A 21,089-nucleotide genomic window follows, 5' to 3' on the forward strand; every position below is an offset into this window, starting at 1 on the left:
CCGCGCAATTAATAAGTACGCACTTTCGGCGGGAATGCCGGGCGCAATTTGGGTTGCATGTTCACCTCACGGCGCGTCATGCTTTCGGTTTGCGGTTGATACAGCGAATGACACAACCAATTCTCGTCATCACGATCAGGATAGTCGAAGCGGCTGTGAGCACCACGGCTTTCAGTGCGGAAGTTTGCTGATACTGCAGTGGCGTAAGCGGTTTCCATCAGGTTATCCAGCTCCAGGCATTCGATGCGCTGGGTGTTGAATTCACTGGAAGTATCATCCAAACGGGCGTTGTTGAGACGCTCGCGAATGACTTTCAGCTCTTCCAGCCCTTTCGCCATCGCATCACCTTCACGGAATACCGAGAAGTTATTCTGCATACAAGCTTGCAGTGCTTTGCGGATCTCCACCGGATCCTCACCGGAACGGGTGTTGTTCCAGCGATTGAGGCGCGTCAGTGAGGCGTCGACGTCGGAATCACTGGCATCACGGGTATCGCCCTGCTCGGCCAGCGACTCTTGCAAGTGCATACCGGCGGAACGACCGAATACCACCAGGTCAAGCAGCGAGTTGCCCCCCAGACGGTTAGCACCGTGTACAGAGACGCAGGCGATTTCGCCCACAGCGAACAGACCCGGAATGACCACGTCTTCGCCCTTCTCGTTCACGGTCAGCGCCTGGCCGGTAACCTTGGTCGGAATCCCCCCCATCATGTAGTGGCAGGTTGGGATAACCGGAATCGGCTCTTTCACCGGGTCTACGTGCGCAAAGGTACGGGACAGTTCCAGAATACCCGGCAGACGTGACTCAAGTACGTCTTTGCCCAGATGATCCAGCTTCAGTTTAGCGTGCGGACCCCACGGGCCATCGCAGCCACGACCTTCACGAATTTCGATCATGATCGAACGCGCTACTACGTCGCGTCCCGCCAGGTCTTTGGCGTTCGGCGCATAGCGTTCCATGAAACGCTCGCCATGTTTGTTCAGCAGGTAACCACCTTCGCCGCGACACCCCTCGGTCACCAACACACCAGCACCGGCGATCCCCGTCGGGTGGAACTGCCACATTTCCATATCCTGCACCGGCACACCGGCACGCAGCGCCATACCAACACCATCGCCTGTATTAATGTGGGCGTTAGTGGTGGATTGATAGATACGACCAGCCCCGCCGGTCGCCAGCACGGTGGCGCGGGCTTTAAAATAAACAACTTCACCGGTTTCGATACAGATGGCGGTACATCCCACCACCGCACCATCCTGGTTTTTCACCAGATCCAGTGCATACCATTCGGAAAAGATGGTGGTGTGGTTTTTCAGGTTCTGCTGATACAGCGTGTGCAACAACGCGTGACCAGTACGGTCCGCCGCCGCTGCGGTGCGGGCAGCCTGCTCACCACCAAAATTCTTGGACTGACCGCCGAACGGGCGCTGATAAATGCGACCATCATCCAGACGTGAGAACGGCAGCCCCATGTGCTCCAGTTCCAGAATCGCTTCCGGACCGGTTTTACACATATATTCAATCGCATCCTGGTCACCGATATAGTCGGAACCTTTCACGGTGTCATACATGTGCCATTCCCAGTTATCCTCGTGGGAATTCCCCAGCGCCACGGTAATTCCGCCCTGAGCGGAGACAGTGTGGGAACGGGTCGGGAATACTTTCGACAACAGGGCACAGGACAGGCCCATTTGGGAAATCTGCAGCGCGGCGCGCATACCTGCACCACCCGCGCCGACAACAACGGCATCAAACTCTCTGACTGGCAAATTCATTACGCACCCCACACCACAACAGTTCCATAAATGACATACACCAATAACGCGACCACGATAGCCAGCTGCAACGTCAGCCGGACAGCCAGCGGTTTGATGTAATCAGTCAGCACCTGCCACATCCCGATCCAGGCATGGACCAAAATGGCGAACAACGTCAGCAGGGTGAACACCTTGGTGAGATGCATGGCGAAGAAACCACGCCAGATTTCATACGTGATGTTACCGGCGCTGGCCACAAAACCAACGATATACAGGACATACAGCACGATGACGATGGCAGAAGCGCGAAGTAATAACCAATCGTGTACGCCATTACGCCCCAATGCGGAGGCATTGCTTACCATACGAGGACTCCAGCCAAAAATGAAAGCACGACAGTAATAATGAAAGAGAATTTTGCAGAACGTGATCCCGCCGCGAAGTTTTCTTCGATATAGCCAAAATCCATCAGCAGATGGCGCAGACCACCTACAATATGATAGGCCAGCGCGGTCAGAATGCCCCAGACAATGAATTTCACGATGAAGCTGTCCATGATGGCTGCCGCCTGGACAAACCCTTCCTGTGAAGAGAGGGAGAGGCCGAGCAGCCACAATAGAATACCCACAGCAACAAACGTAATAACGCCGGAGACACGGTGAAGAATAGATGCTATCGCGGTAACGGGGAACCGGATCGTCTGCAGATCCAGATTGACAGGTCTTTGTTTTTTCACGGGTTTGCCCACACAGCTTTTATTATTTTCTTCCTCCGGACCTGTTGTGGGGTCAGACAGTGTGGACGGTGAGATGATGTTTGTCTCTGTCAATGCGCGCCTGAATCATGATCCTTTTCTTCAGCCACACAAACCGATCACACTGGGTGCTCCTACTGCAGGGTATTCCGGAGACCTGGCGGCAGTATAGGCACTTCACATTCTTATTACAATTACCCTACAAACTGTTTGGGCACATTTGCCCTGAACAGTGATTAAGATCACGAATTTCACAATTTATATAAAATTAATTATCTGATTTGACAAATCTTAAACATTTAAATTACAACTAGGACCCAAGAAACCCATTGCCTTGTTAAAGCTCATCGGTAGCGCTTTCCCATTCATCAAAGTTATGTAACAGTGGGAAACAAAGTCCCCGGAAAAGTGATAGGTACTAGCTACAATTAGAGCAGGACAGGGGTAATACCCCAGCTGGGAGAGCAACGTGTTCACCCTGACTGTGACCGCCTGACATCGGGTCAACTCTGTACCCCGGTCTTCTTGCAGACCGCAGAGTGACGTCTGGTCTGTTTACTTTGTCCAGCGTGCGGGCATGACGGTATTTCTGCAGTGACGAATTTTTAAAATTAAAGATTAAAGCGCTAAGGAGACTGTAAATGGCTGATAAAAAAGCAACGCTTACTATAGACGGTAAAGAGTCTATTGAGCTAAATGTCCTATCTGGTACGCTTGGCAACGACGAAATTGATATTCGTAGCCTCGGTTCTAAAGGTTATTTCACGTTTGACCCCGGTTTTACCTCTACCGCATCTTGTGAATCCAAAATCACTTATATTGACGGCGATGTGGGCGTACTGCTGCACCGTGGCTACCCTATCGCGCAGCTGGCGGAAAAATCCAACTATCTGGAAGTCTGTTATATCCTGCTGTTTGGCGAAGCGCCGACGCAGGAACAATACGACACTTTCAAGACTACCGTTACCCGCCACACCATGATTCACGAGCAGATCACCCGCCTGTTCCACGGTTTTCGCCGTGATTCCCACCCCATGGCGGTGTTGTGCGGCGTGACGGGTGCGCTGGCGGCGTTCTACCATGACTCGCTGGACATCAGTAACGAGCGTCACCGCGAAATCGCGGCCTACCGCCTGCTGTCGAAAATGCCGACTGTGGCGGCCATGTGCTACAAATACTCCATCGGCCAGCCGTTCGTGTATCCGCGTAACGACCTGTCCTATGCGGGTAACTTCCTGCACATGATGTTCGCTACGCCGTGCGAAGAATATGTCGTCAATCCGGTGCTGGAACGCGCCATGGACCGCATCCTGATCCTTCATGCTGATCATGAGCAGAACGCGTCTACGTCCACCGTGCGTACTGCTGGCTCTTCCGGTGCAAACCCGTTCGCCTGTATCGCCGCGGGCATCGCTTCGCTGTGGGGACCGGCACACGGCGGTGCCAACGAAGCCTGTCTGCGTATGCTGGAAGAAATCAGCTCCGTCGAGCATATTCCGGCCTTCATCAAACGCGCCAAGGACAAGAACGATTCGTTCCGCCTGATGGGCTTTGGTCACCGCGTATACAAGAATTACGACCCGCGCGCCACCGTGATGCGCCAGACTTGTCATGAAGTGCTGAAAGAACTGGGCACCAAGGATGACCTGCTGGAAGTGGCGATGGAGCTGGAAAACATCGCGCTGAACGACCCGTACTTCATTGAGCGCAAACTCTATCCGAACGTGGACTTTTACTCTGGCATCATCCTGAAAGCCATGGGCATTCCATCTACCATGTTCACAGTGATTTTCGCGATGGCCCGTACCGTCGGCTGGATCGCTCACTGGAGCGAAATGCACGGCGAAGGTCTGAAGATCGCCCGTCCGCGCCAGCTGTACACCGGCCACGACGAACGTGATTTCGAACCGTTAATCACCAAACGCTAATACCATTACGGTGAGTCAATCAAGGTCGGGCATCTAGCCCGGCCTTTTCTATTTTAGGGTATAACGATATTCAGGTTTTGGCTCTCGCTACCGGGCCGTAACCTGTATGCCATACTGGGTGAAGCTTTCTCGCAACCGACGCGCAAAGATCAGCGCGTGGGCATTGTCGCCATGCAGACAGACCGTTTCCGCCTGCACCGCGACCCAACTGCCATTGCTGGCGCGAACTCGCTGACGCTGCACCATTTCCAGCGTCTGGGCCAATGCCAGCTCATCGCTGCTGATCACAGCAGAAGGCTGATCGCGCGGCACCAGCGAGCCATCGGCCTGATAGCTGCGATCGGCAAACACCTCCTGACGCGTCTTCAATCCAGCCCGCTTACCGGCCCGAATCAGTTCGCTGTTTGCCAACCCGACCAGACACAACGATGGCTCCACCGCCGCTATTGCACGAGCGATGGCATCCGCCAGCGCGGGATCGCGTGCGGCCTGATTGTAGAGCATACCGTGGGGTTTAACGTGAAACAGGCGAGCCCCTTCAGCCTTAACGATCGCCGCCAGCGCGCCAATCTGATACACCACCTGCGCATAAACCGTTTCCGGCGGCAGATTCATGACCGAGCGGCCAAAGTTTTCGCGGTCGGGAAAGCTCGGATGCGCACCAATCGCTACACCATACTGGATAGCCCAGCGCACTGACTGACGCATCAGGTCAGCATCACCGGCATGAAAGCCGCAGGCGATATTGGCGGAACTGATCAACTGTAATAGTGCCTCATCGTGCTGACCGCCTTCTCCCAGGTCAGCATTCAAATCAATTACCATGCAGCCTCCAGGCCAACTGCTCCAGATAACGATGTTGCTCCTGCCATGCCCGCAACGCGTCATCCGGCGAGCAGCGAATAAAATGGACCGGTTCGCCCAGACGCAACTGCGCCATGTTGTATAGGTCAGCGTCAATCACACAACCGATGCGCGGGTAACCCCCGGTCGTTTGAGCATCCGCCATCAATACAATCGGCTTGCCGTTGTGAGGCACCTGAATCACCCCCGGTAGCAGGCCGTGGGACAGCATTTCCCGATGATTTTCACGTATCAGCGTCGGCCCCAGCAGGCGATAGCCCATACGGTTACTTTGCGGGCTGAGATGCCAGCCGGTACGCCAAAAATTGTCGCGCGCCGCTTCGCTGAACTCCTGATACTCCGGTCCTGGCAACACACGCACCCGATTGCTGAACAGCAGTTGTTTAACCCCGATAGAACGGCTGGGCAAACGCCGCGCCTTTCCCAGCGGCAAAACATTGCCGTCCGCCAACGGGCGTCCTTCCAGCCCACCGATTCCCGCCTTCAGGTCGGTACTGCGAGATCCCAGCACCTCCGGCACATCAATTCCGCCGGAAATCGCCAGATAACTACGCATACCGTTACGTGGCGAACGCAGTCGCAACGTCTGCCCCGGTTTCACCGCAAAACACCAGCCGGTCCATAACGTTTTGCCGTCCAGAGTGGCGTGGCAATCAGCCCCGGTCAGCGCAACCCAGCACGGTGTGGTGAAGGTAGCAACCAGTTGCCCCAGCGTGATTTCCAGCGCCGCGGTGTTCATGTCATTTGCCACCAGCAAATTGGCAAGTTTCAACGCTGGGTTATCCAACGCACCGCACTGGCTGATGCCCAATTGCCGCCACCCCGGACGCCCGAGATCCTGCACCGTGGTTTGCAACCCTGCCCGGATAATCTTCAGCATATTCCCTCCCGCTGCGGAACAAAGCGTACCTGATCACCCGGCCGCAACAGCGTAGGTGGCGTCTGCGTTGGCTGGAACAGCGCCAGCGAAGTGCGGCCAATCAACTGCCAGCCGCCCGGTGTACTGAGCGGGTAAACACCGGTCTGGCTGCCGCCAATCCCGACCGAACCGCCGGGCACCAACACCCGAGGTTCAGCGCGTCGCGGTGTGGACAACGCCTCATCCAACCCGCCGAGATACGGAAAACCGGGTTGGAAACCGAGGAAGTAGACCACATAACGCCCGGCGGCATGACGCTCCACCACCTGTTGCGCGGTCATGCCGCAATGCTCCGCCACCACGTTCAGATCTGGCCCTTGTTCGCCGCCGTAGATCACCGGAATCACCACCTCGCGCTGTGGCACATCGGTCAGCGACTCGCTCTCTTCCCACCAGCGTTGCAGCCGTTCAATAGCATCCAGCGCCTGCTGACGAGGATGACGGAGCACCACCGTCAGGTTATTCATACCGGGGATGACTTCACTCACGTCGTCGTGCCCGGCCAGACGCTCCGCCAGCCCCCAGATTCGTTGCTGGCTTTCCAGTCGCAGCGGTGGCTCCAGTTCCAACACTACCGCTTTCTCACCCAACAGATAACAGCGTGCACGTTGCATCTTTCCTCCAGCCCGATGTCGGCTTCCTCATCCCACCGCCGTCATGATCGACGGCCTCTAACAGCTCAATTACGCCGGGTTAGGGATATCAATGAATGTCACGTCAAAGCCATGTTGTGACGCCAGCCATTCGCCCAGTGCGCGGATCCCAGCCCGCTCGGTAGCGTGATGACCCGCAGCATAGAAATGCAGCCCCATTTCACGGGCGGTGTGGATGGTTTTCTCCGATACCTCGCCGGTGATGAAGGCATCGACGCCAAAGTCAGCCGCCTGATCGATAAAGCTCTGCCCGCCGCCGGTACACCAGGCGATACGCCGGATCTGCGCAGGCGCGTTGTCGCCACTATGCAGCACCGGCCGCTCCAGTACCGCTTCCAGCCGCTGGCGCAAATCGTCGCCGCTGCAAGGTTCGGGCAGTTCGCCGTATGGCAGCAGCGATTCAATCTCGCCCAGCCCCCGGATCCCCAGCATCGCCGCCAGACGGGCGTTATTACCGACTTCCGGATGCGCGTCCAACGGCAGGTGGTAGCCGTACAGGTTGAGGTCATTTGCCAACAAGGTCTTCAGACGCTGGCGTTTCATGCCGCGCACTACCGCCGGTTCGTTACGCCAGAAATAGCCGTGATGCACCAGCACCGCGTCAGCCTGCTGCGCCACGGCAGCATCCAGCAATGCCTGGCAAGCGGTGACGCCGGTGACGATACGCCGCACTTCGCTGCGCCCTTCCACCTGCAACCCGTTGGGCCCGTAGTCCTGAAACGCCGCCACATTGAGGAAACCGTTGATCAGGCTTTCCAGTTCGGTATTACGCATAGCTTGTGCTCCTTTCTGTCTTGAGTGGCGATCATGCCGTTTCGCCGCTTTTCGCGGCTTCAAATGCCGCCAGCGTGCGTGCGCGTGCCTGTTTGTGATCAACCATCGGCAAGGGATAGTCGATACGCTGCTGCTGGCGTACAGCCCAATCGTGGGGCTGATGAACGGCCTTGCCCGGAACCTGCGCCAGCTCCGGCACCCAGCGCCGGATAAACACGCCTTCCGGGTCGAAGCGCTCGCCCTGCGTCGTCGGGTTGAAAATACGAAAATAAGGCGCGGCGTCGGTGCCGGTGGATGCCGCCCACTGCCAACCGCCGTTATTGGCGGCCAAATCGCCGTCCAGCAGTTGGCTCATGAAGTAACGCTCGCCTTCACGCCAGTCGATCAGCAGATCTTTCACCAAAAAACTGGCGCAAATCATCCGTAACCGGTTGTGCATCCAGCCAGTCTGGTTCAACTGACGCATCGCCGCATCAACGATAGGATAACCGGTCATCCCCCGTTGCCACGCTGCCAGTTCGTCTGGCGCGTGGCGCCATGCCACCCGCCGCGTCCAACCGATAAACGGCTGGTGTTTGCACAACGCCGGGCTGAACACCAGCAGATGGCGGTAAAACTCGCGCCACACCAGCTCATTGAACCAGGTAAATGCACCACTTTCTGGCCGGACCAGCCAGTCCGGATGTTCCATCGTTAAACGATTGAAACACTGACGCGGCGACAGTACCCCCAACGCCAGATACGGCGATAGCTTGCTGGTAGCGGCCAGCGCCGGTAGATCGCGCTGCTCATGATAAAACATCACTTGCTCACGGCAAAACTGGCGCAGGCGCTGCAAGGCCGCCGACTCGCCAGCCGGAAAATCGGCATCAACGTCGGTTTGCGGATAGTCGAACGGTGCCAGCGACGCCAGAACGATGTCGCCCTGTTGGCGCGCAGTCGGCGCAGGCACCGAACCGACATCGCCTTGTTGCAGCCGTTTGAGAAAAGCAGTGCGAAATGGCGTAAACACCTTGTACATATCGCCAGCGCCAGTGACTACGCTACCGGGCGGCAATAGCAGGCTGTCGTCAAATCCCCGGCATTCAGTGACACCGGTTAGCGCCAGTTCCAGTTGCTGATCACGTTGACGCTCATTCCATTCATATTCGCGGTTGTAAAACAGACGCGTCACCTGACGCTCGCGGCAGAAATCAGCCAGCCAGCGAACACTGGCGGCAAAATCATCGCACTGCTGGTAGTGCAGCGGGATGCCTTTCTCCCGCAGTGCCTGTTGCACACTACGCAGATTGTTTAACAAAAACGCCGCCTGACAGGGAGCCATCTCATGGCTGGCCCACTGTTGTGGCGTGGCGATAAATACCGCCTCAACCCGTGCGTCGGGATCCTGGCAGGCGGCGTGCAACGCCAAATTATCGGTAAGGCGTAAATCGTGACGAAACCAGACCAGATGTGTGGTCATGAACCATCCTTAACGTACGGCGAAAAAATTAGTGTCCATAACGTAACCGCAGCGCCTCCGGGTAAGGGTCAAAATAGCGCTGTTGCGCCAGCCAGGCATCCGGGTACTCCGTCATGTAATGACGCAGTAGGGTGAGCGGTGCCAGCAAGGGCTGCATCCCCTGACGATAACGATCGATCAACTGAGTCAGTTCCTGCCGCTGTCCCGCGGTCAACTGGCGACGAAAATACCCCTGCACATGCATCAGCACATTGGTGTGATTGCGTCGGCTTGCCGGGCGCGACAGCAGCGTCATAAACCGCAGCCGGTACTCTGCCGCAAACGCTTCCAGCGAATCCCACTGATCCATCGCTGCAACGAATGGTCCCAGTTTTCGGTATTCCGGCTGCGAATGCGCTAACAGCAGCAGCTTGTAGCGGCTATGGAAGCTCATCAACGCACCGCGACTCAACCCGTTCTTCCATAACTGGTTGAATTCATGCAATGCATAAACCCGTGCGATGAAGTTTTCACGCAGCGCCGGATCATGCAGGCGGCCATCTTCTTCCACCGGCAACCACGGCAGCGTTTCCCTTATTTGTTGGGTAAACAGCCCCACCCCGCTTTTACGCGCGTTGTTCTGAGCGGCATCATAAATTTTAACCCGCTCCATGCCACAGCTCGGCGATTTGGCGCAGACGATATAACCACATAGGTGCGCCAGTTCCGCCGCCTTTTCAGTGGAAAACGCGGCCATGTTATCCGTCACATCCAGCCCGGAGCCATTGCTAGCCAGCAGGTGCAGACGCCCGTCGTCCGACTTGACCAGCCGCAACGCCGGACGCGGCACCGGCAAACCGATCGCCATCTCTGGGCATACCGGTTCAAAATGGAAATAGGGAGCAAGCTGCTCAACCGCAAAGGTCAGTCGTTTATGGCCGCCATCAAAGCGTACCGGATTGCCAAGCAGGCAGGCACTGATACCAACGGGAATCAGATCGGCTGTCATGGTGTCCCCTTTATTAAAAGAGAGTGCTATCTCAATAGCATAGCGGAATTATCCGGCTTTCCCGGCGTATAAACGCCAAAGTCAGCGCATTCGCACCGCGATGACTGGCAAAATCATAGCAGAGCGCGCTACAGCTACGCAGAGGGAAGCGGTCAGATATTCAGCAAAAGAAACGGAAAAAGAAGACACGAGCAATAACAACGGCATAGGAAGCGTAGAAAGGAAGAACAGCCGCCCTGCGGCTTTCCTGAATGAACGGGTTTAATCAGTAAAAGTAGCCAGCGGCATGTTCCGACTGTTCCAGCCACACCGGTTTCTCACTGGTCTTTAGCCAAACGCGATGCAGATAGCTGTAAAAACGGGAACGGCCACGCCAGCACAGCATCACCGGTAGTGCCAGAATCCCGACCAGCACCACACCGATGCGGCGCAGAACCACCCGATACCAAGGATAAACAACATAGGACATGATTAACGCCTCCTGATAAAACGGTTGACCTCTGATTAAATCCTACACTCATCGGACCAGATAACAACACGAGAATTAACTATTTTTCCACCAACATCAATAAGTTAAATCATTGTTAATTTTTTGATTCCCAATCGTTACCGCCAACAAGGCTAAACAACCCCCTGCTGAAATGGGCCGACACGAGCCTTTTTATCCAACACAGCGGTAGCCTAACCGCCGAATATTTCATCATTTTTATACTTTTTTTACGCCTGCTTCATGGAAATTTGCACCTTCTTTTTTCCGCTCTGCGTAGCCTGAGCGTCGTAGGAAGAATCCCATTTCCCAGGCGTACCTGAGAAGGGAAACAACCGGATGATAGCGAGTTAACACCGTTGGAGGTGACCTGTGAATATTGGCCTGATGGCAGGCGGTATGCTGGTGGTTCTACTGCTGGTTTATCTTTTTTATGCATTGCTCAACGCGGAGGAATTCTGATGTCCAGCGATGCTTTTTTATTGATCGTCAGCCTGTTTGCGATCCTGCTGGTGCTGGCACAGCCGCTCGGCCAGTTTATGGCACGGCTGGTGGAAGGTGAAACCGGTTGTATGCGCCGTTACGAACAGGGCGTGGCCCGGCTGTGTGGTTTTTCAACCCGTGAAATGGGATGGCAACACTACACTGGCGCGATTTTGGTGTTCAACCTGCTGGGTATCGTGCTGCTGTTCCTGATACTGGCGTATCAGGATCATCTGCCACTGAACCCGCAGCAGATGCCGGGCCTGTCCTGGCATCTGGCGCTCAACACCGCGATAAGCTTTGTGACCAACACCAACTGGCAGGCTTACAGCGGGGAAAATACCCTGAGCTATTTCAGCCAGATGGTCGGGCTGACGGTACAGAACTTCCTGTCTGCCGCCACCGGCATCGCCGTGGCTTTTGTGCTGATGCGCGCCTTCGCCCGCCGTACCACCCACGACCTGGGCAACGCCTGGCTGGATCTGCTGCGTATCACTCTGTATCTGCTGCTGCCGATTTCTCTGTTGCTCAGCCTGTTCTTTATTAGCCAAGGCAGTATTCAGAACCTCCTGCCCTATCAGCATGTGACTACGCTGGAAGGCGCATCACAAGTGCTGCCGATGGGGCCACTGGCCTCGCAGGAAGCCATTAAAATGCTGGGCACCAACGGCGGCGGCTTTTTCGGTGCCAACTCGGCTCATCCGTTCGAAAACCCGAATGCGCTGACCAACTTCGTGCAGTTGCTGTCCATCCTGCTGATTCCAGCTGCGCTGTGCTTTGCCTTTGGCCGGGTGGTGAATGACCGTCATCAGGGCCATACCCTGCTGTGGGCGATGTCGCTGATGCTGATCGCCGCCACCGCAGTAGTGATGTACGCCGAAGTCAGTGGCAACCCGCATCTGTTGTCGCTGGGCGCGGACAGCGCACAAAACATGGAAGGCAAGGAATCCCGTTTCGGCATTCTGACATCAGCCTTTTTTGCCGCCATCACCACCGCCACCTCCTGCGGCGCGGTCAACGCCATGCATGACTCGTTTACCGCGTTGGGCGGTTTGATCCCCATGTGGCTGATACAGATAGGCGAAGTGATCTTCGGCGGCGTAGGTTCCGGTTTCTACGGCATGATGGTGTTCGTGATGCTGACCGTGTTTATTGCCGGGCTGATGATCGGCCGAACCCCGGAATACCTCGGTAAGAAAATCGAAGCCTGGGAAATGAAAATGGCGGCGCTGGCGATTCTGATCACCCCGGCGTTGGTACTGCTGGGCACCGCGCTGGCGCTCGGTACCGAAGCCGGCCGTGCTGGCATCCTGAACCCCGGCGCGCATGGCTTTAGCGAGGTGTTGTACGCCTATTCTTCTGCCGCTAACAACAATGGCAGCGCCTTTGGCGGCCTTAGCGTCAACACCCCGTTTTACAACCCGACGCTGGGTATCGCGATGCTGCTGGGCCGCTTCTCGTCGCTGATTCCGGTGCTGGCGATCGCCGGTTCACTGGTGGCGAAAAAACGCCAGCCGGAAACCAAAGGATCGTTGTCCACCCGAGGCCCGCTGTTCATCGGTCTGCTGATCACCATTATTTTGCTGATTAGCGCGCTGAACTTTATTCCTGCCCTGGCACTGGGTCCAGTTGCCGAGCATTTACAGTCAAGTCTGGTTCACTGAGCCGGAGAAAGAAGATGATTCGTAAACAGCAAACGCTTTTTGATTCCGCTCTGTTGCGTAACGCGCTGGTGGATTCGGTAAAAAAATTCGATCCGCGCGTCCAATGGCGCAATCCAGTCATGTTCGTGGTGTATATCGGCAGCCTGCTGACCGCCGGTATCTGGCTGGCGATAGTCAGCGGACAAACCACGGGCCACGCGGGGTTCACCGGTGCCGTTTCACTGTGGCTGTGGGTGACAGTACTGTTCGCCAACTTCGCTGAAGCGCTGGCAGAAGGGCGCAGTAAGGCGCAGGCAGAAACCCTCAAAGGCGTGAAAAAAACCAGTTGGGCGAACAAGCTGGCCGCGCCGCACCATGACGCCGCCACCCAGAAAGTCCCAGCCGACAGCCTGCGCAAAGGCGATGTGGTCCTGGTGTCCGCGGGCGAAATGATCCCCTGCGACGGCGAAGTACTGGAGGGCGGTGCCTCGGTGGACGAAAGCGCCATCACCGGTGAGTCCGCCCCGGTGATCCGCGAATCCGGCGGCGATTTTGCCTCGGTGACCGGCGGCACCCGCGTGCTGTCTGACTGGCTGGTGATTCAGTGCAGCGTCAACCCTGGCGAAACCTTTATCGACCGGATGATCGCCATGGTGGAGAGCGCCAAACGCCGCAAAACCCCGAACGAGGTGGCACTCACCATTTTGCTGGTGGAACTGACTATCATTTTCCTGCTGGTGGTTGCCACGCTGTCGCCGTTTTCCTGGTTTAGCGTCACGGCCAACAATAGCGGCTCGGTGATTAGCATTACCGTACTGGTGGCGTTGCTGGTGTGCCTGATTCCCACCACCATCGGTGGCTTGCTGTCGGCCATCGGCATTGCCGGTATGAGCCGGATGCTAGGTGCCAACGTCATCGCCACCAGTGGTCGAGCTGTCGAGGCCGCTGGCGATATCGACGTGTTACTGCTGGACAAGACCGGCACTATCACGCTGGGCAATCGTCAGGCTTCCGCGTTTCTCCCTGCGCCGGGCGTGAGCGAACAGGCACTGGCCGACGCCGCGCAATTGGCCTCGCTGGCGGATGAAACCCCGGAAGGGCGCAGCATCGTGGTGCTGGCCAAACAGCGTTTCGGCCTGCGTGAGCGCGCCTTGCGGGACCTGGATGCCACCTTCGTCCCCTTCTCGGCGCAAACCCGCATGAGCGGCGTCAATATTCAGGGGCGCACCATCCGCAAAGGCGCGGTAGACGCGCTACGCCGCTATATCGAAGCCAATCAGGGCCAGTTCCCGGTGGAAGTGGAAGATGCTGTCGCCAATGTAGCGCGTCAGGGCAGCACCCCGCTGGTGGTCGCCGAAGGCAAGCGTGTGCTGGGTGTGGTCGCACTCAAGGATATCGTCAAAGGCGGTATCAAGGAGCGTTTCGCCGAACTGCGCAGCATGGGTATCAAGACGGTGATGATCACCGGTGATAACCCGCTGACCGCCGCCGCCATTGCTGCCGAAGCGGGCGTGGACGATTTTCTGTCAGAAGCCACACCGGAAGCCAAACTGGCGCTGATTCGCCAGTATCAGGCAGAAGGCCGCATGGTAGCCATGACCGGCGACGGCACCAACGACGCCCCGGCGCTGGCGCAGGCTGACGTGGCCGTTGCCATGAACTCCGGCACCCAGGCGGCCAAAGAGGCTGGCAACATGGTGGATCTGGATTCCAACCCCACCAAGCTTATCGAGGTAGTGCATATCGGCAAACAGATGCTGATGACTCGTGGCTCACTGACCACATTCAGCATCGCCAACGACGTAGCCAAATACTTCGCCATTATTCCGGCCGCGTTCGCCGCTACCTATCCGCAGTTGAACGCACTCAACGTGATGCAACTGCACTCCCCCGCCTCGGCGATGCTGTCGGCGGTGATCTTCAACGCACTGATTATCGTGTTTCTGATCCCGCTGGCACTGAAAGGGATCAGTTATAAACCGATGAGCGCCGCAGCGCTGCTGAGCCGCAACCTGTGGATTTATGGACTGGGCGGTCTGCTGGTGCCGTTCGTCGGCATCAAACTGATCGACGTGCTGCTGACTGTCGCCGGGCTGGCGTAATTAAAGGTAATTATCATGAGTTATGTCCGTTCTTCCCTGGTTTTATTACTGTTGATGACCCTGATCACCGGCGTCGGCTACCCGTTGCTGGTTACCGCACTGGGGCAATGGCTGTTCCCAGTGCAGGCCAACGGTTCTCTGCTGTACCGGCAAGACGACGTGGTCGGCTCGTCGCTGATTGGGCAAGCCTTCAGCCGTGACGGCTACTTCCTGAGCCGCCCGTCCGCCACCTCGGACAGCGCCTACAATGCGATGGCGTCCGGCGGCAGCAACCTTGCCGTCAGCAACCCTGCGCTGGACAAGGCCATCAGTCAGAACGTGGCGGCCTGGCACCAGCGCCGGGGCGACAATGCCCCTGTACCGGTGGAGCTGGTCACCGCCTCGGCCAGCGGCCTGGACCCGCACATTTCGGTGTCGGCTGCCGATTATCAGGCTGGGCTGGTCGCCAAAGCACGCGGTCTGACGCAGGATCAGGTCGAGCAGTTGATCAATCGCTATACGCGCACGCCGTGGCCTGCATTTATCGGAACACCGGTGGTGAATGTCGTAGAATTGAATATGGCGTTAGACCAGCTAAAACCACTACCTTGATTAACGCGTCACCCGACGAGGAACAGAAATGACCGACGAGGAACAGCGTCGCCCCGACCCGGACAGCCTGCTGAGCCAGATTGAAGAACAGCCGCGCGGCAAACTGAAAATCTTCTTCGGTGCCTGCGCCGGGGTTGGGAAGACCTACGCCATGTTGCAGGAAGCACAGCGACTGAAAGCCCAGGGGCTGGATGTGCTGGTCGGGGTGGTGGAAACCCACGGGCGCAGTGAAACCGCTGCGCTGGTGGAGGGGTTACCACATTTGCCGATGAAGAAAATCAGCCATTACGGCCGACATCATCATGAATTTGATCTGGACGCAGCGCTGGCGCGCTGCCCTGCGCTGATTCTGATCGATGAACTGGCGCACAGCAACATCCGGGGTTCCCGTCATCCCAAACGCTGGCAGGACGTACAGGAACTGCTGGACGCGGGCATCGACGTGTTCACTACCGTCAATGTGCAGCATCTGGAAAGCCTGAACGATATCGTCGGCGGCGTGACCGGCATCCGGGTGCGGGAAACCGTCCCAGATCCGATTTTTGACGACGCCACAGAAGTGGTGCTGGTGGACCTGCCACCTGATGACCTGCGCCAGCGTCTCAATGAAGGCAAGGTTTACCTGCCGATGCAGGCAGAACGCGCCATCGAAAACTTCTTTCGCAAAGGCAACCTGCTTGCTCTGCGCGAACTGGCGCTCCGGCGAATGGCCGACCGGGTGGACGACCAGATGCGGGCGATGCGTGCCAGTCAAGGGCGCGAACGGGTCTGGCATACCCGCGACGCCATCCTGCTGTGCATCGGCCGTGGCGTGGGTAACGAAAAGCTGGTGCGTACCGCCGCCCGTCTGGCTGCCCGTCTGGGCAGCATCTGGCACGCGGTTTACGTCGAAACACCACGCCTGCACCGTCTGCCGGAAGGCGAGCGACGGGCGATCCTGCGTGCGCTGAAACTGGCACAGGATCTGGGGGCGGAAACCGCCACCCTTTCTGACCCATCGGTGGAACGCGCGGTGCTGCGCTATGCCCGCGAACACAATCTGGGCAAGATCGTGATTGGTCGTCACACCGAGCAGAAACTCGGCTGGTGGCGTCGCACTCGTTTTGCTGAGAAGCTCGGCAAGCTAGGGCCGGACCTCGATTTGGTCGTGGTGTCGGTGCAGGATGATAGCACACCGCCTCCGCCCAAGACCCCGGATGTCAGGGGAATTACCGACAAATGGCGCTTGCAGTTTTACGGCTGCGGTGTTGCTGCTCTGCTCTGCGCATTGATTACGCTGCTGGCGTTGTGGTCGCCGTTCTCGATGCTGGAACCGGTCAACCTGGTGATGCTCTATCTGCTGGCGGTAGTCATCATCGCGCTGTTTTATGGCCGCTGGCCATCGGTGTTCGCCGCGGTCATCAATGTCGCCAGTTTCGATTTGTTTTTTGTGGTGCCTAAAGGAACATTCGCGGTAGCAGATGCGCAATATCTGGTCACGTTTGCCGTGATGCTGACCATCGGTATTCTGGTGGGAAACCTGACCGCCGGGGTACGTTATCAGGCTCGCGTCGCCCGCTACCGCGAGCAGCGAGTGCGGCATCTGTACGAAATGTCCAAAGCGCTTAACCGCAGCCTATCAGTGCAGGATATCGCCAAGGCCAGTCATCATTTCCTGCGTTCTACCTTTCAGGCCAAAATAGCCATTCTGCTGGCTGATCACGTAGCCTCCCCCAGCGCCTATCTACAACAGGCCGCGCTCGACGAGCCAGATCAGTTGATCATCGATCAAGCCATCGCTCGCTGGAGCTACGACCACGCGGCCCCCGCCGGGGCGGGCACCAGCACCCTGCCGGGTGTTCCCTACCAGATTCTGCCGCTGGCAACACCACAACTGACCTTCGGCGTCATCGCCGTCGAGCCAAATAATGTTCGCCAGTTGATGATTCCGGAACAGCAACGAATGCTGGAAACCTTCACCGTCCTGATAGCCAACGCTCTGGAGCGTTTGCATCTGGTCAAAAGCACGGAAAACGCCCGGCTGGACGCCGAGCGTGAGCAACTGCGCAATTCGCTGTTGGCCGCGCTGTCCCATGATTTACGCACCCCGTTGACGGTGCTGTTTGGTCAGGCGGAGATTCTGACGCTTAACCTGGCTTCTGAAGGCTCGCCCTATGCGCCGCAGGCCAGCCAGATCCGCCAGCACATTCTCAGCACCACCCGGCTGGTCAACAACCTGCTGGATATGGCACGCATCCAGTCCGATGGCTTTAATTTGCGCAAAGAGTGGCAAACACTGGAAGAACTCGCCGGAAGTGCGTTACGGCAGTTGGAAAATTCACTGGCAAACAATACTATTCATTTACGGTTGCCGCAGGACATGACCCTGGTGTACTGCGATGCCAGCCTGATCGAACGGGTGTTGATCAACCTGCTGGAAAACGCCATCAAATACGCTGGCGAGCAGGCGACGATCACCCTCTCTGCCAGCCAGATTTCGACTCCGACCTCCGGCGATATGCTGGAAGTACAGGTACGGGATAACGGCCCCGGCATCCCTGAAGGTCAGGAAAAAGTGATTTTTGACAAGTTCGCCCGCGGGCACAAAGAGTCGTCCATTCCCGGTGTTGGGTTGGGTCTGGCAATTTGCCGAGCCATTGTGGAGATTCACGGCGGACGAATCTGGGCCACCAACGCGGATGACGGCGGTGCGGTGTTCCACTTTACTCTACCGCTGGCGCCACCACCGGTTCTCGAACCTGAAGAGATGGAGTCCTGACCCTGTTACAGACCAACATCCTGATCGTAGAAGATGAAAAAGAGATCCGGCGTTTTGTCCGCAACGCGCTGGAGGGTGCAGGTTGCCGCGTATTCGACGCTGATACACTACAACGGGGATTGATCGAAGCGGCGACCCGCAAGCCTGACCTGATTATTCTCGATCTGGGTCTGCCCGACGGCGACGGTATCGATTACATCCGGGATCTACGTCAGTGGAGCACGATTCCGATTATCGTGCTTTCTGCTCGTACCGATGAGCAAGACAAGATAGACGCGCTGGACGTGGGTGCTGATGATTACCTCACCAAACCGTTCGGCATCGGCGAGTTACTCGCACGAGTGCGGGTAGCGTTACGCCGCTTCAGCACGCCTCAGCAGGAAAGCCCGCTCATCACGTTTTCCAACATTAGCGTGGATTTGGTCAATCGCCAGGTGACCCGTGACCAGCAGGAATTGCATCTGACACCGATTGAATTCCGGCTACTGGCGACGCTGCTCGCCAACCCCGGCAAGGTGCTGACGCAGCGCCAACTGCTCAATCAGGTCTGGGGCCCAAATGCGGTAGAGCACAGCCATTATCTGCGTATCTACATGGGGCATTTGCGCCAGAAACTGGAAAACGACCCGGCCCGGCCGCGCCACTTTCTGACCGAGACGGCCATCGGCTACCGGTTTATGCCCTAGCTTTCCCCTTTAATGATGGATACGCCTGGCCCCTCGCCTGCGTCAGGCGTAGCATCCTGATTTTTATCCGCGAGAAAAATATCAATGAGTAGCTGGTTACTTTACGCCTTGCTGTCGGCGTTGTGCGCCTCGCTGGTAGCACTGTTTGGAAAAATCGGCCTGCAACAGCTGGACGCCAATACCGCCACCGCCATTCGTGCGGTGATCATGGCGCTATTTCTGGTCGGCGTGGTAGTGGCTCAGGGCAAAACCTCGCTGTTCGCTGACGTACTGTCCAACCACAAGGCGATGCTGTTCATCGTACTGAGCGGCTTAGCGGGCGCACTGTCCTGGCTGTTTTATTTTATGGCGCTAAAAAGCGGGAACGTCGCCCAAGTAGCCCCTATCGATAAACTTAGCGTGGTGTTCGCGGTGATTCTGGCGGCATTGCTGCTGGGAGAAAAAGTGTCGCTGTTGGCCGGGGTTGGCGTTGCGCTGATTTCCGCCGGTGCGCTACTGGTGGCGTTAGGATAATACAACGGGTTGGCGATAAAAAAGGCGCTGTTGACACAGCGCCCTGATTTCAAACCGGTTGTTTCGTTACTTCGCGCTGCTCAGCACCGCGCTGACGATCTCAACCGCTTCTTTCTCGATTTTCTCGCGGTGCTCCGCACCGAGGAAACTTTCGCAGTAAATTTTGTAGGCTTCTTCCGTACCGGACGGACGCGCAGCAAACCAACCGTTGTCAGTCATCACCTTCAGGCCACCAATCGACGCGCCATTGCCAGGTGCAGCAGTCAGGCGAGCAGTGATTGGGTCACCTGCCAGCGTACTGGCGGACACCATTTCTGGCGACAGTTTGGATAACGCGGCTTTCTGCGCATGAGTCGCCGATGCCTGCAAGCGATTGTAGCTCGGCGCTCCGAAACGCTCAGCCAGCGCATCATAGTGCTGTTGCGGGTTTTTACCGGTCACCGCGGTAATTTCCGCTGCCAGCAGACACAGAATGATGCCATCTTTGTCGGTCGACCACGGCTTGCCGTCAAAACGCAGGAACGACGCACCAGCGCTCTCTTCACCACCGAAGCCTAATGTCCCGTCAAACAGACCATCCACAAACCATTTAAAACCAACCGGCACTTCCACCAGTTTACGGCCGAGGTCCGCCACTACCCGGTCGATCATGGCGCTGGACACCAGCGTCTTACCAACCGCTACCGACTCGCTCCACTGCGGACGATGACGGAACAGATAGTTGATAGCCACCGCCAGATAGTGGTTCGGGTTCATCAACCCGGCCGGGGTAACAATGCCGTGACGGTCATAATCCGGATCGTTGGCAAAAGCCAAGTCAAACTTGTCGCGCAGCGCCAGCAAACCCGACATCGCCGAGACGGACGAGCAATCCATACGGATCACACCATCATGGTCCAGCGTCATGAAACGGAAGGTCTGATCGATGGCATCATTGACCAGCGTCAGGTCCAGCTGGTAGCGCTCGGCGATGCGTTGCCAGTAAGCAATGCCGGAGCCGCCAAGCGGATCGACACCCAGTTTCAGACCGGCTCGCTGAATCGCCGCCATGTCCACCACCTCGCCCAGCGCCTCGACATACGGCTCAACCAGGTCGCGCTCGTGCAGATGACCGCTCTGACGCGCTTTATCCAACGACTGACGCTTCACTTCACGCAGATTATCCGCCAACAGCGCGTTGGCACGTTTTTCAATCACGCTCGTCAGGTTGGTGTCTGCCGGGCCGCCATTGGGTGGATTGTATTTAATGCCACCGTCTTCTGGTGGATTATGAGAAGGGGTAATCACGATGCCATCCGCCAGCGCGCCGCCCTGACGGTTGTGGACCAGAATCGCGTTTGACACCGCAGGTGTCGGGGTAAAACCGTTATCCTGCTGAACAATGACGTCAACGCCGTTGGCCGTCAGTACTTCCAACACCGAGATAAACGCCGGTTCGGACAACGCATGGGTATCTTTCCCCACGTAGCACGGCCCCGTGATGCCCTGACGGCTACGCTCTTCGGCAATCGCCTGAGCAATCGCCAGAATATGGGCTTCATTGAAGCTGTGGCGGGCAGCGCAACCACGATGCCCGGAGGTGCCGAATTTAACCGACTGTGCCGGATTAGTGACATCCGGGCGCAACACATAATACTGGGACGTCAACTGTGCGACATTAATCAGGTCGCTTTGCCGGGTAGGTTGTCCGGCTCTTGGGTGATTAGCCATTGGCGTTTCTTCCTGAC

The 21,089-nt window shown here is 57.1% G+C and carries 19 protein-coding genes; 8 read left to right on the forward strand and 11 right to left on the reverse strand.

Annotated features, from left to right (window positions below; translation table 11 throughout):
• Positions 1-8: 8 nt before the first annotated feature.
• The 3 genes from sdhA to sdhC are packed head-to-tail and all read right to left on the reverse strand — an operon-like array spanning position 9 to position 2,505.
• Positions 9-1,775 carry a succinate dehydrogenase flavoprotein subunit gene (sdhA, locus tag OB87_RS14085; protein WP_033570061.1) on the reverse strand — a complete coding sequence of 589 codons (1,767 nt, stop codon included), beginning with the start codon at positions 1,773-1,775 and terminating at the stop codon, positions 9-11.
• The gene (gene sdhD / locus OB87_RS14090) at positions 1,775-2,122 is read right to left on the reverse strand and encodes a succinate dehydrogenase membrane anchor subunit (protein ID WP_033570062.1); all 348 of its coding nucleotides are present in this window, start codon (positions 2,120-2,122) and stop codon (positions 1,775-1,777) included. The genes sdhA and sdhD overlap by 1 nt, the downstream gene beginning before the upstream one ends.
• On the reverse strand, positions 2,116-2,505 hold the full coding sequence (gene sdhC, locus OB87_RS14095) for a succinate dehydrogenase cytochrome b556 subunit (RefSeq protein WP_033570063.1): 390 nt from the start codon (positions 2,503-2,505) through the stop codon (positions 2,116-2,118). Before sdhC ends, sdhD begins: the two co-directional genes overlap by 7 nt.
• A gap of 647 nt (positions 2,506-3,152) precedes the next feature.
• Here sdhC and OB87_RS14100 point away from each other — a divergent pair.
• Positions 3,153-4,439, forward strand: a complete 1,287-nt coding sequence (locus OB87_RS14100; protein WP_033570064.1) for a citrate synthase — start codon at positions 3,153-3,155, stop codon at positions 4,437-4,439.
• Between the two features lie 87 nt (positions 4,440-4,526).
• Here OB87_RS14100 and pxpA read toward each other — a convergent pair whose 3' ends face one another.
• From pxpA to OB87_RS14135, 7 genes are all read right to left on the reverse strand, one after another.
• Entirely contained in the window at positions 4,527-5,264 is a 738-nt protein-coding gene (gene pxpA, locus OB87_RS14105; protein WP_033570065.1) for a 5-oxoprolinase subunit PxpA, read from the reverse strand.
• On the reverse strand, positions 5,254-6,183 hold the full coding sequence (pxpC, locus tag OB87_RS14110) for a 5-oxoprolinase subunit PxpC (protein WP_033570066.1): 930 nt from the start codon (positions 6,181-6,183) through the stop codon (positions 5,254-5,256). Before pxpC ends, pxpA begins: the two co-directional genes overlap by 11 nt.
• On the reverse strand, positions 6,177-6,836 hold the full coding sequence (gene pxpB / locus OB87_RS14115) for a 5-oxoprolinase subunit PxpB (protein ID WP_033570067.1): 660 nt from the start codon (positions 6,834-6,836) through the stop codon (positions 6,177-6,179). The genes pxpC and pxpB overlap by 7 nt, the downstream gene beginning before the upstream one ends.
• A gap of 69 nt (positions 6,837-6,905) precedes the next feature.
• On the reverse strand, positions 6,906-7,649 hold the full coding sequence (locus OB87_RS14120) for a type 2 GTP cyclohydrolase I (RefSeq protein ID WP_033570068.1): 744 nt from the start codon (positions 7,647-7,649) through the stop codon (positions 6,906-6,908).
• A gap of 31 nt (positions 7,650-7,680) precedes the next feature.
• On the reverse strand, positions 7,681-9,111 hold the full coding sequence (gene phrB / locus OB87_RS14125) for a deoxyribodipyrimidine photo-lyase (protein WP_033570069.1): 1,431 nt from the start codon (positions 9,109-9,111) through the stop codon (positions 7,681-7,683).
• A 28-nt stretch (positions 9,112-9,139) separates the two neighbouring features.
• Positions 9,140-10,099, reverse strand: coding sequence for a YbgA family protein (locus tag OB87_RS14130; protein WP_033570070.1), 960 nt, complete (start codon positions 10,097-10,099; stop codon positions 9,140-9,142).
• Between the two features lie 265 nt (positions 10,100-10,364).
• Complete coding sequence (locus OB87_RS14135; RefSeq protein WP_123251218.1) at positions 10,365-10,571, reverse strand: YbfA family protein; 207 nt, start codon at positions 10,569-10,571, stop codon at positions 10,365-10,367.
• A gap of 387 nt (positions 10,572-10,958) precedes the next feature.
• Between OB87_RS14135 and kdpF the strand changes: the two genes are divergently transcribed.
• The 7 genes from kdpF to OB87_RS14170 all read left to right on the forward strand — a co-directional run bounded on the left by kdpF (position 10,959) and on the right by OB87_RS14170 (position 19,362).
• Positions 10,959-11,048 (forward strand): K(+)-transporting ATPase subunit F, encoded by a 90-nt coding sequence (kdpF, locus tag OB87_RS14140; protein ID WP_023637686.1) that lies wholly within the window; start codon positions 10,959-10,961, stop codon positions 11,046-11,048.
• Positions 11,048-12,733, forward strand: a complete 1,686-nt coding sequence (gene kdpA, locus OB87_RS14145) for a potassium-transporting ATPase subunit KdpA (RefSeq protein WP_033570072.1) — start codon at positions 11,048-11,050, stop codon at positions 12,731-12,733. Before kdpF ends, kdpA begins: the two co-directional genes overlap by 1 nt.
• Positions 12,734-12,747: 14 nt before the next feature.
• Positions 12,748-14,814 (forward strand): potassium-transporting ATPase subunit KdpB, encoded by a 2,067-nt coding sequence (gene kdpB / locus OB87_RS14150; protein WP_033570073.1) that lies wholly within the window; start codon positions 12,748-12,750, stop codon positions 14,812-14,814.
• A 15-nt stretch (positions 14,815-14,829) separates the two neighbouring features.
• Positions 14,830-15,405 carry a potassium-transporting ATPase subunit KdpC gene (gene kdpC / locus OB87_RS14155; RefSeq protein ID WP_033570074.1) on the forward strand — a complete coding sequence of 192 codons (576 nt, stop codon included), beginning with the start codon at positions 14,830-14,832 and terminating at the stop codon, positions 15,403-15,405.
• Positions 15,406-15,433: 28 nt separating this feature from the next.
• Positions 15,434-18,163 carry a two-component system sensor histidine kinase KdpD gene (kdpD, locus tag OB87_RS14160; protein WP_033570075.1) on the forward strand — a complete coding sequence of 910 codons (2,730 nt, stop codon included), beginning with the start codon at positions 15,434-15,436 and terminating at the stop codon, positions 18,161-18,163.
• Positions 18,160-18,849 (forward strand): two-component system response regulator KdpE, encoded by a 690-nt coding sequence (gene kdpE / locus OB87_RS14165; protein ID WP_033570076.1) that lies wholly within the window; start codon positions 18,160-18,162, stop codon positions 18,847-18,849. Before kdpD ends, kdpE begins: the two co-directional genes overlap by 4 nt.
• Positions 18,850-18,933: 84 nt before the next feature.
• On the forward strand, positions 18,934-19,362 hold the full coding sequence (locus OB87_RS14170) for an EamA family transporter (RefSeq protein ID WP_033570077.1): 429 nt from the start codon (positions 18,934-18,936) through the stop codon (positions 19,360-19,362).
• A gap of 66 nt (positions 19,363-19,428) precedes the next feature.
• On the opposite strand, the gene pgm is transcribed toward OB87_RS14170, so the two are convergent.
• Positions 19,429-21,072 (reverse strand): phosphoglucomutase (alpha-D-glucose-1,6-bisphosphate-dependent), encoded by a 1,644-nt coding sequence (gene pgm, locus OB87_RS14175; RefSeq protein ID WP_033570078.1) that lies wholly within the window; start codon positions 21,070-21,072, stop codon positions 19,429-19,431.
• Positions 21,073-21,089: the final 17 nt, after the last annotated feature.

It is taken from the genome of Dickeya undicola (assembly GCF_000784735.1).
Lineage (GTDB): Bacteria > Pseudomonadota > Gammaproteobacteria > Enterobacterales > Enterobacteriaceae > Dickeya > Dickeya undicola.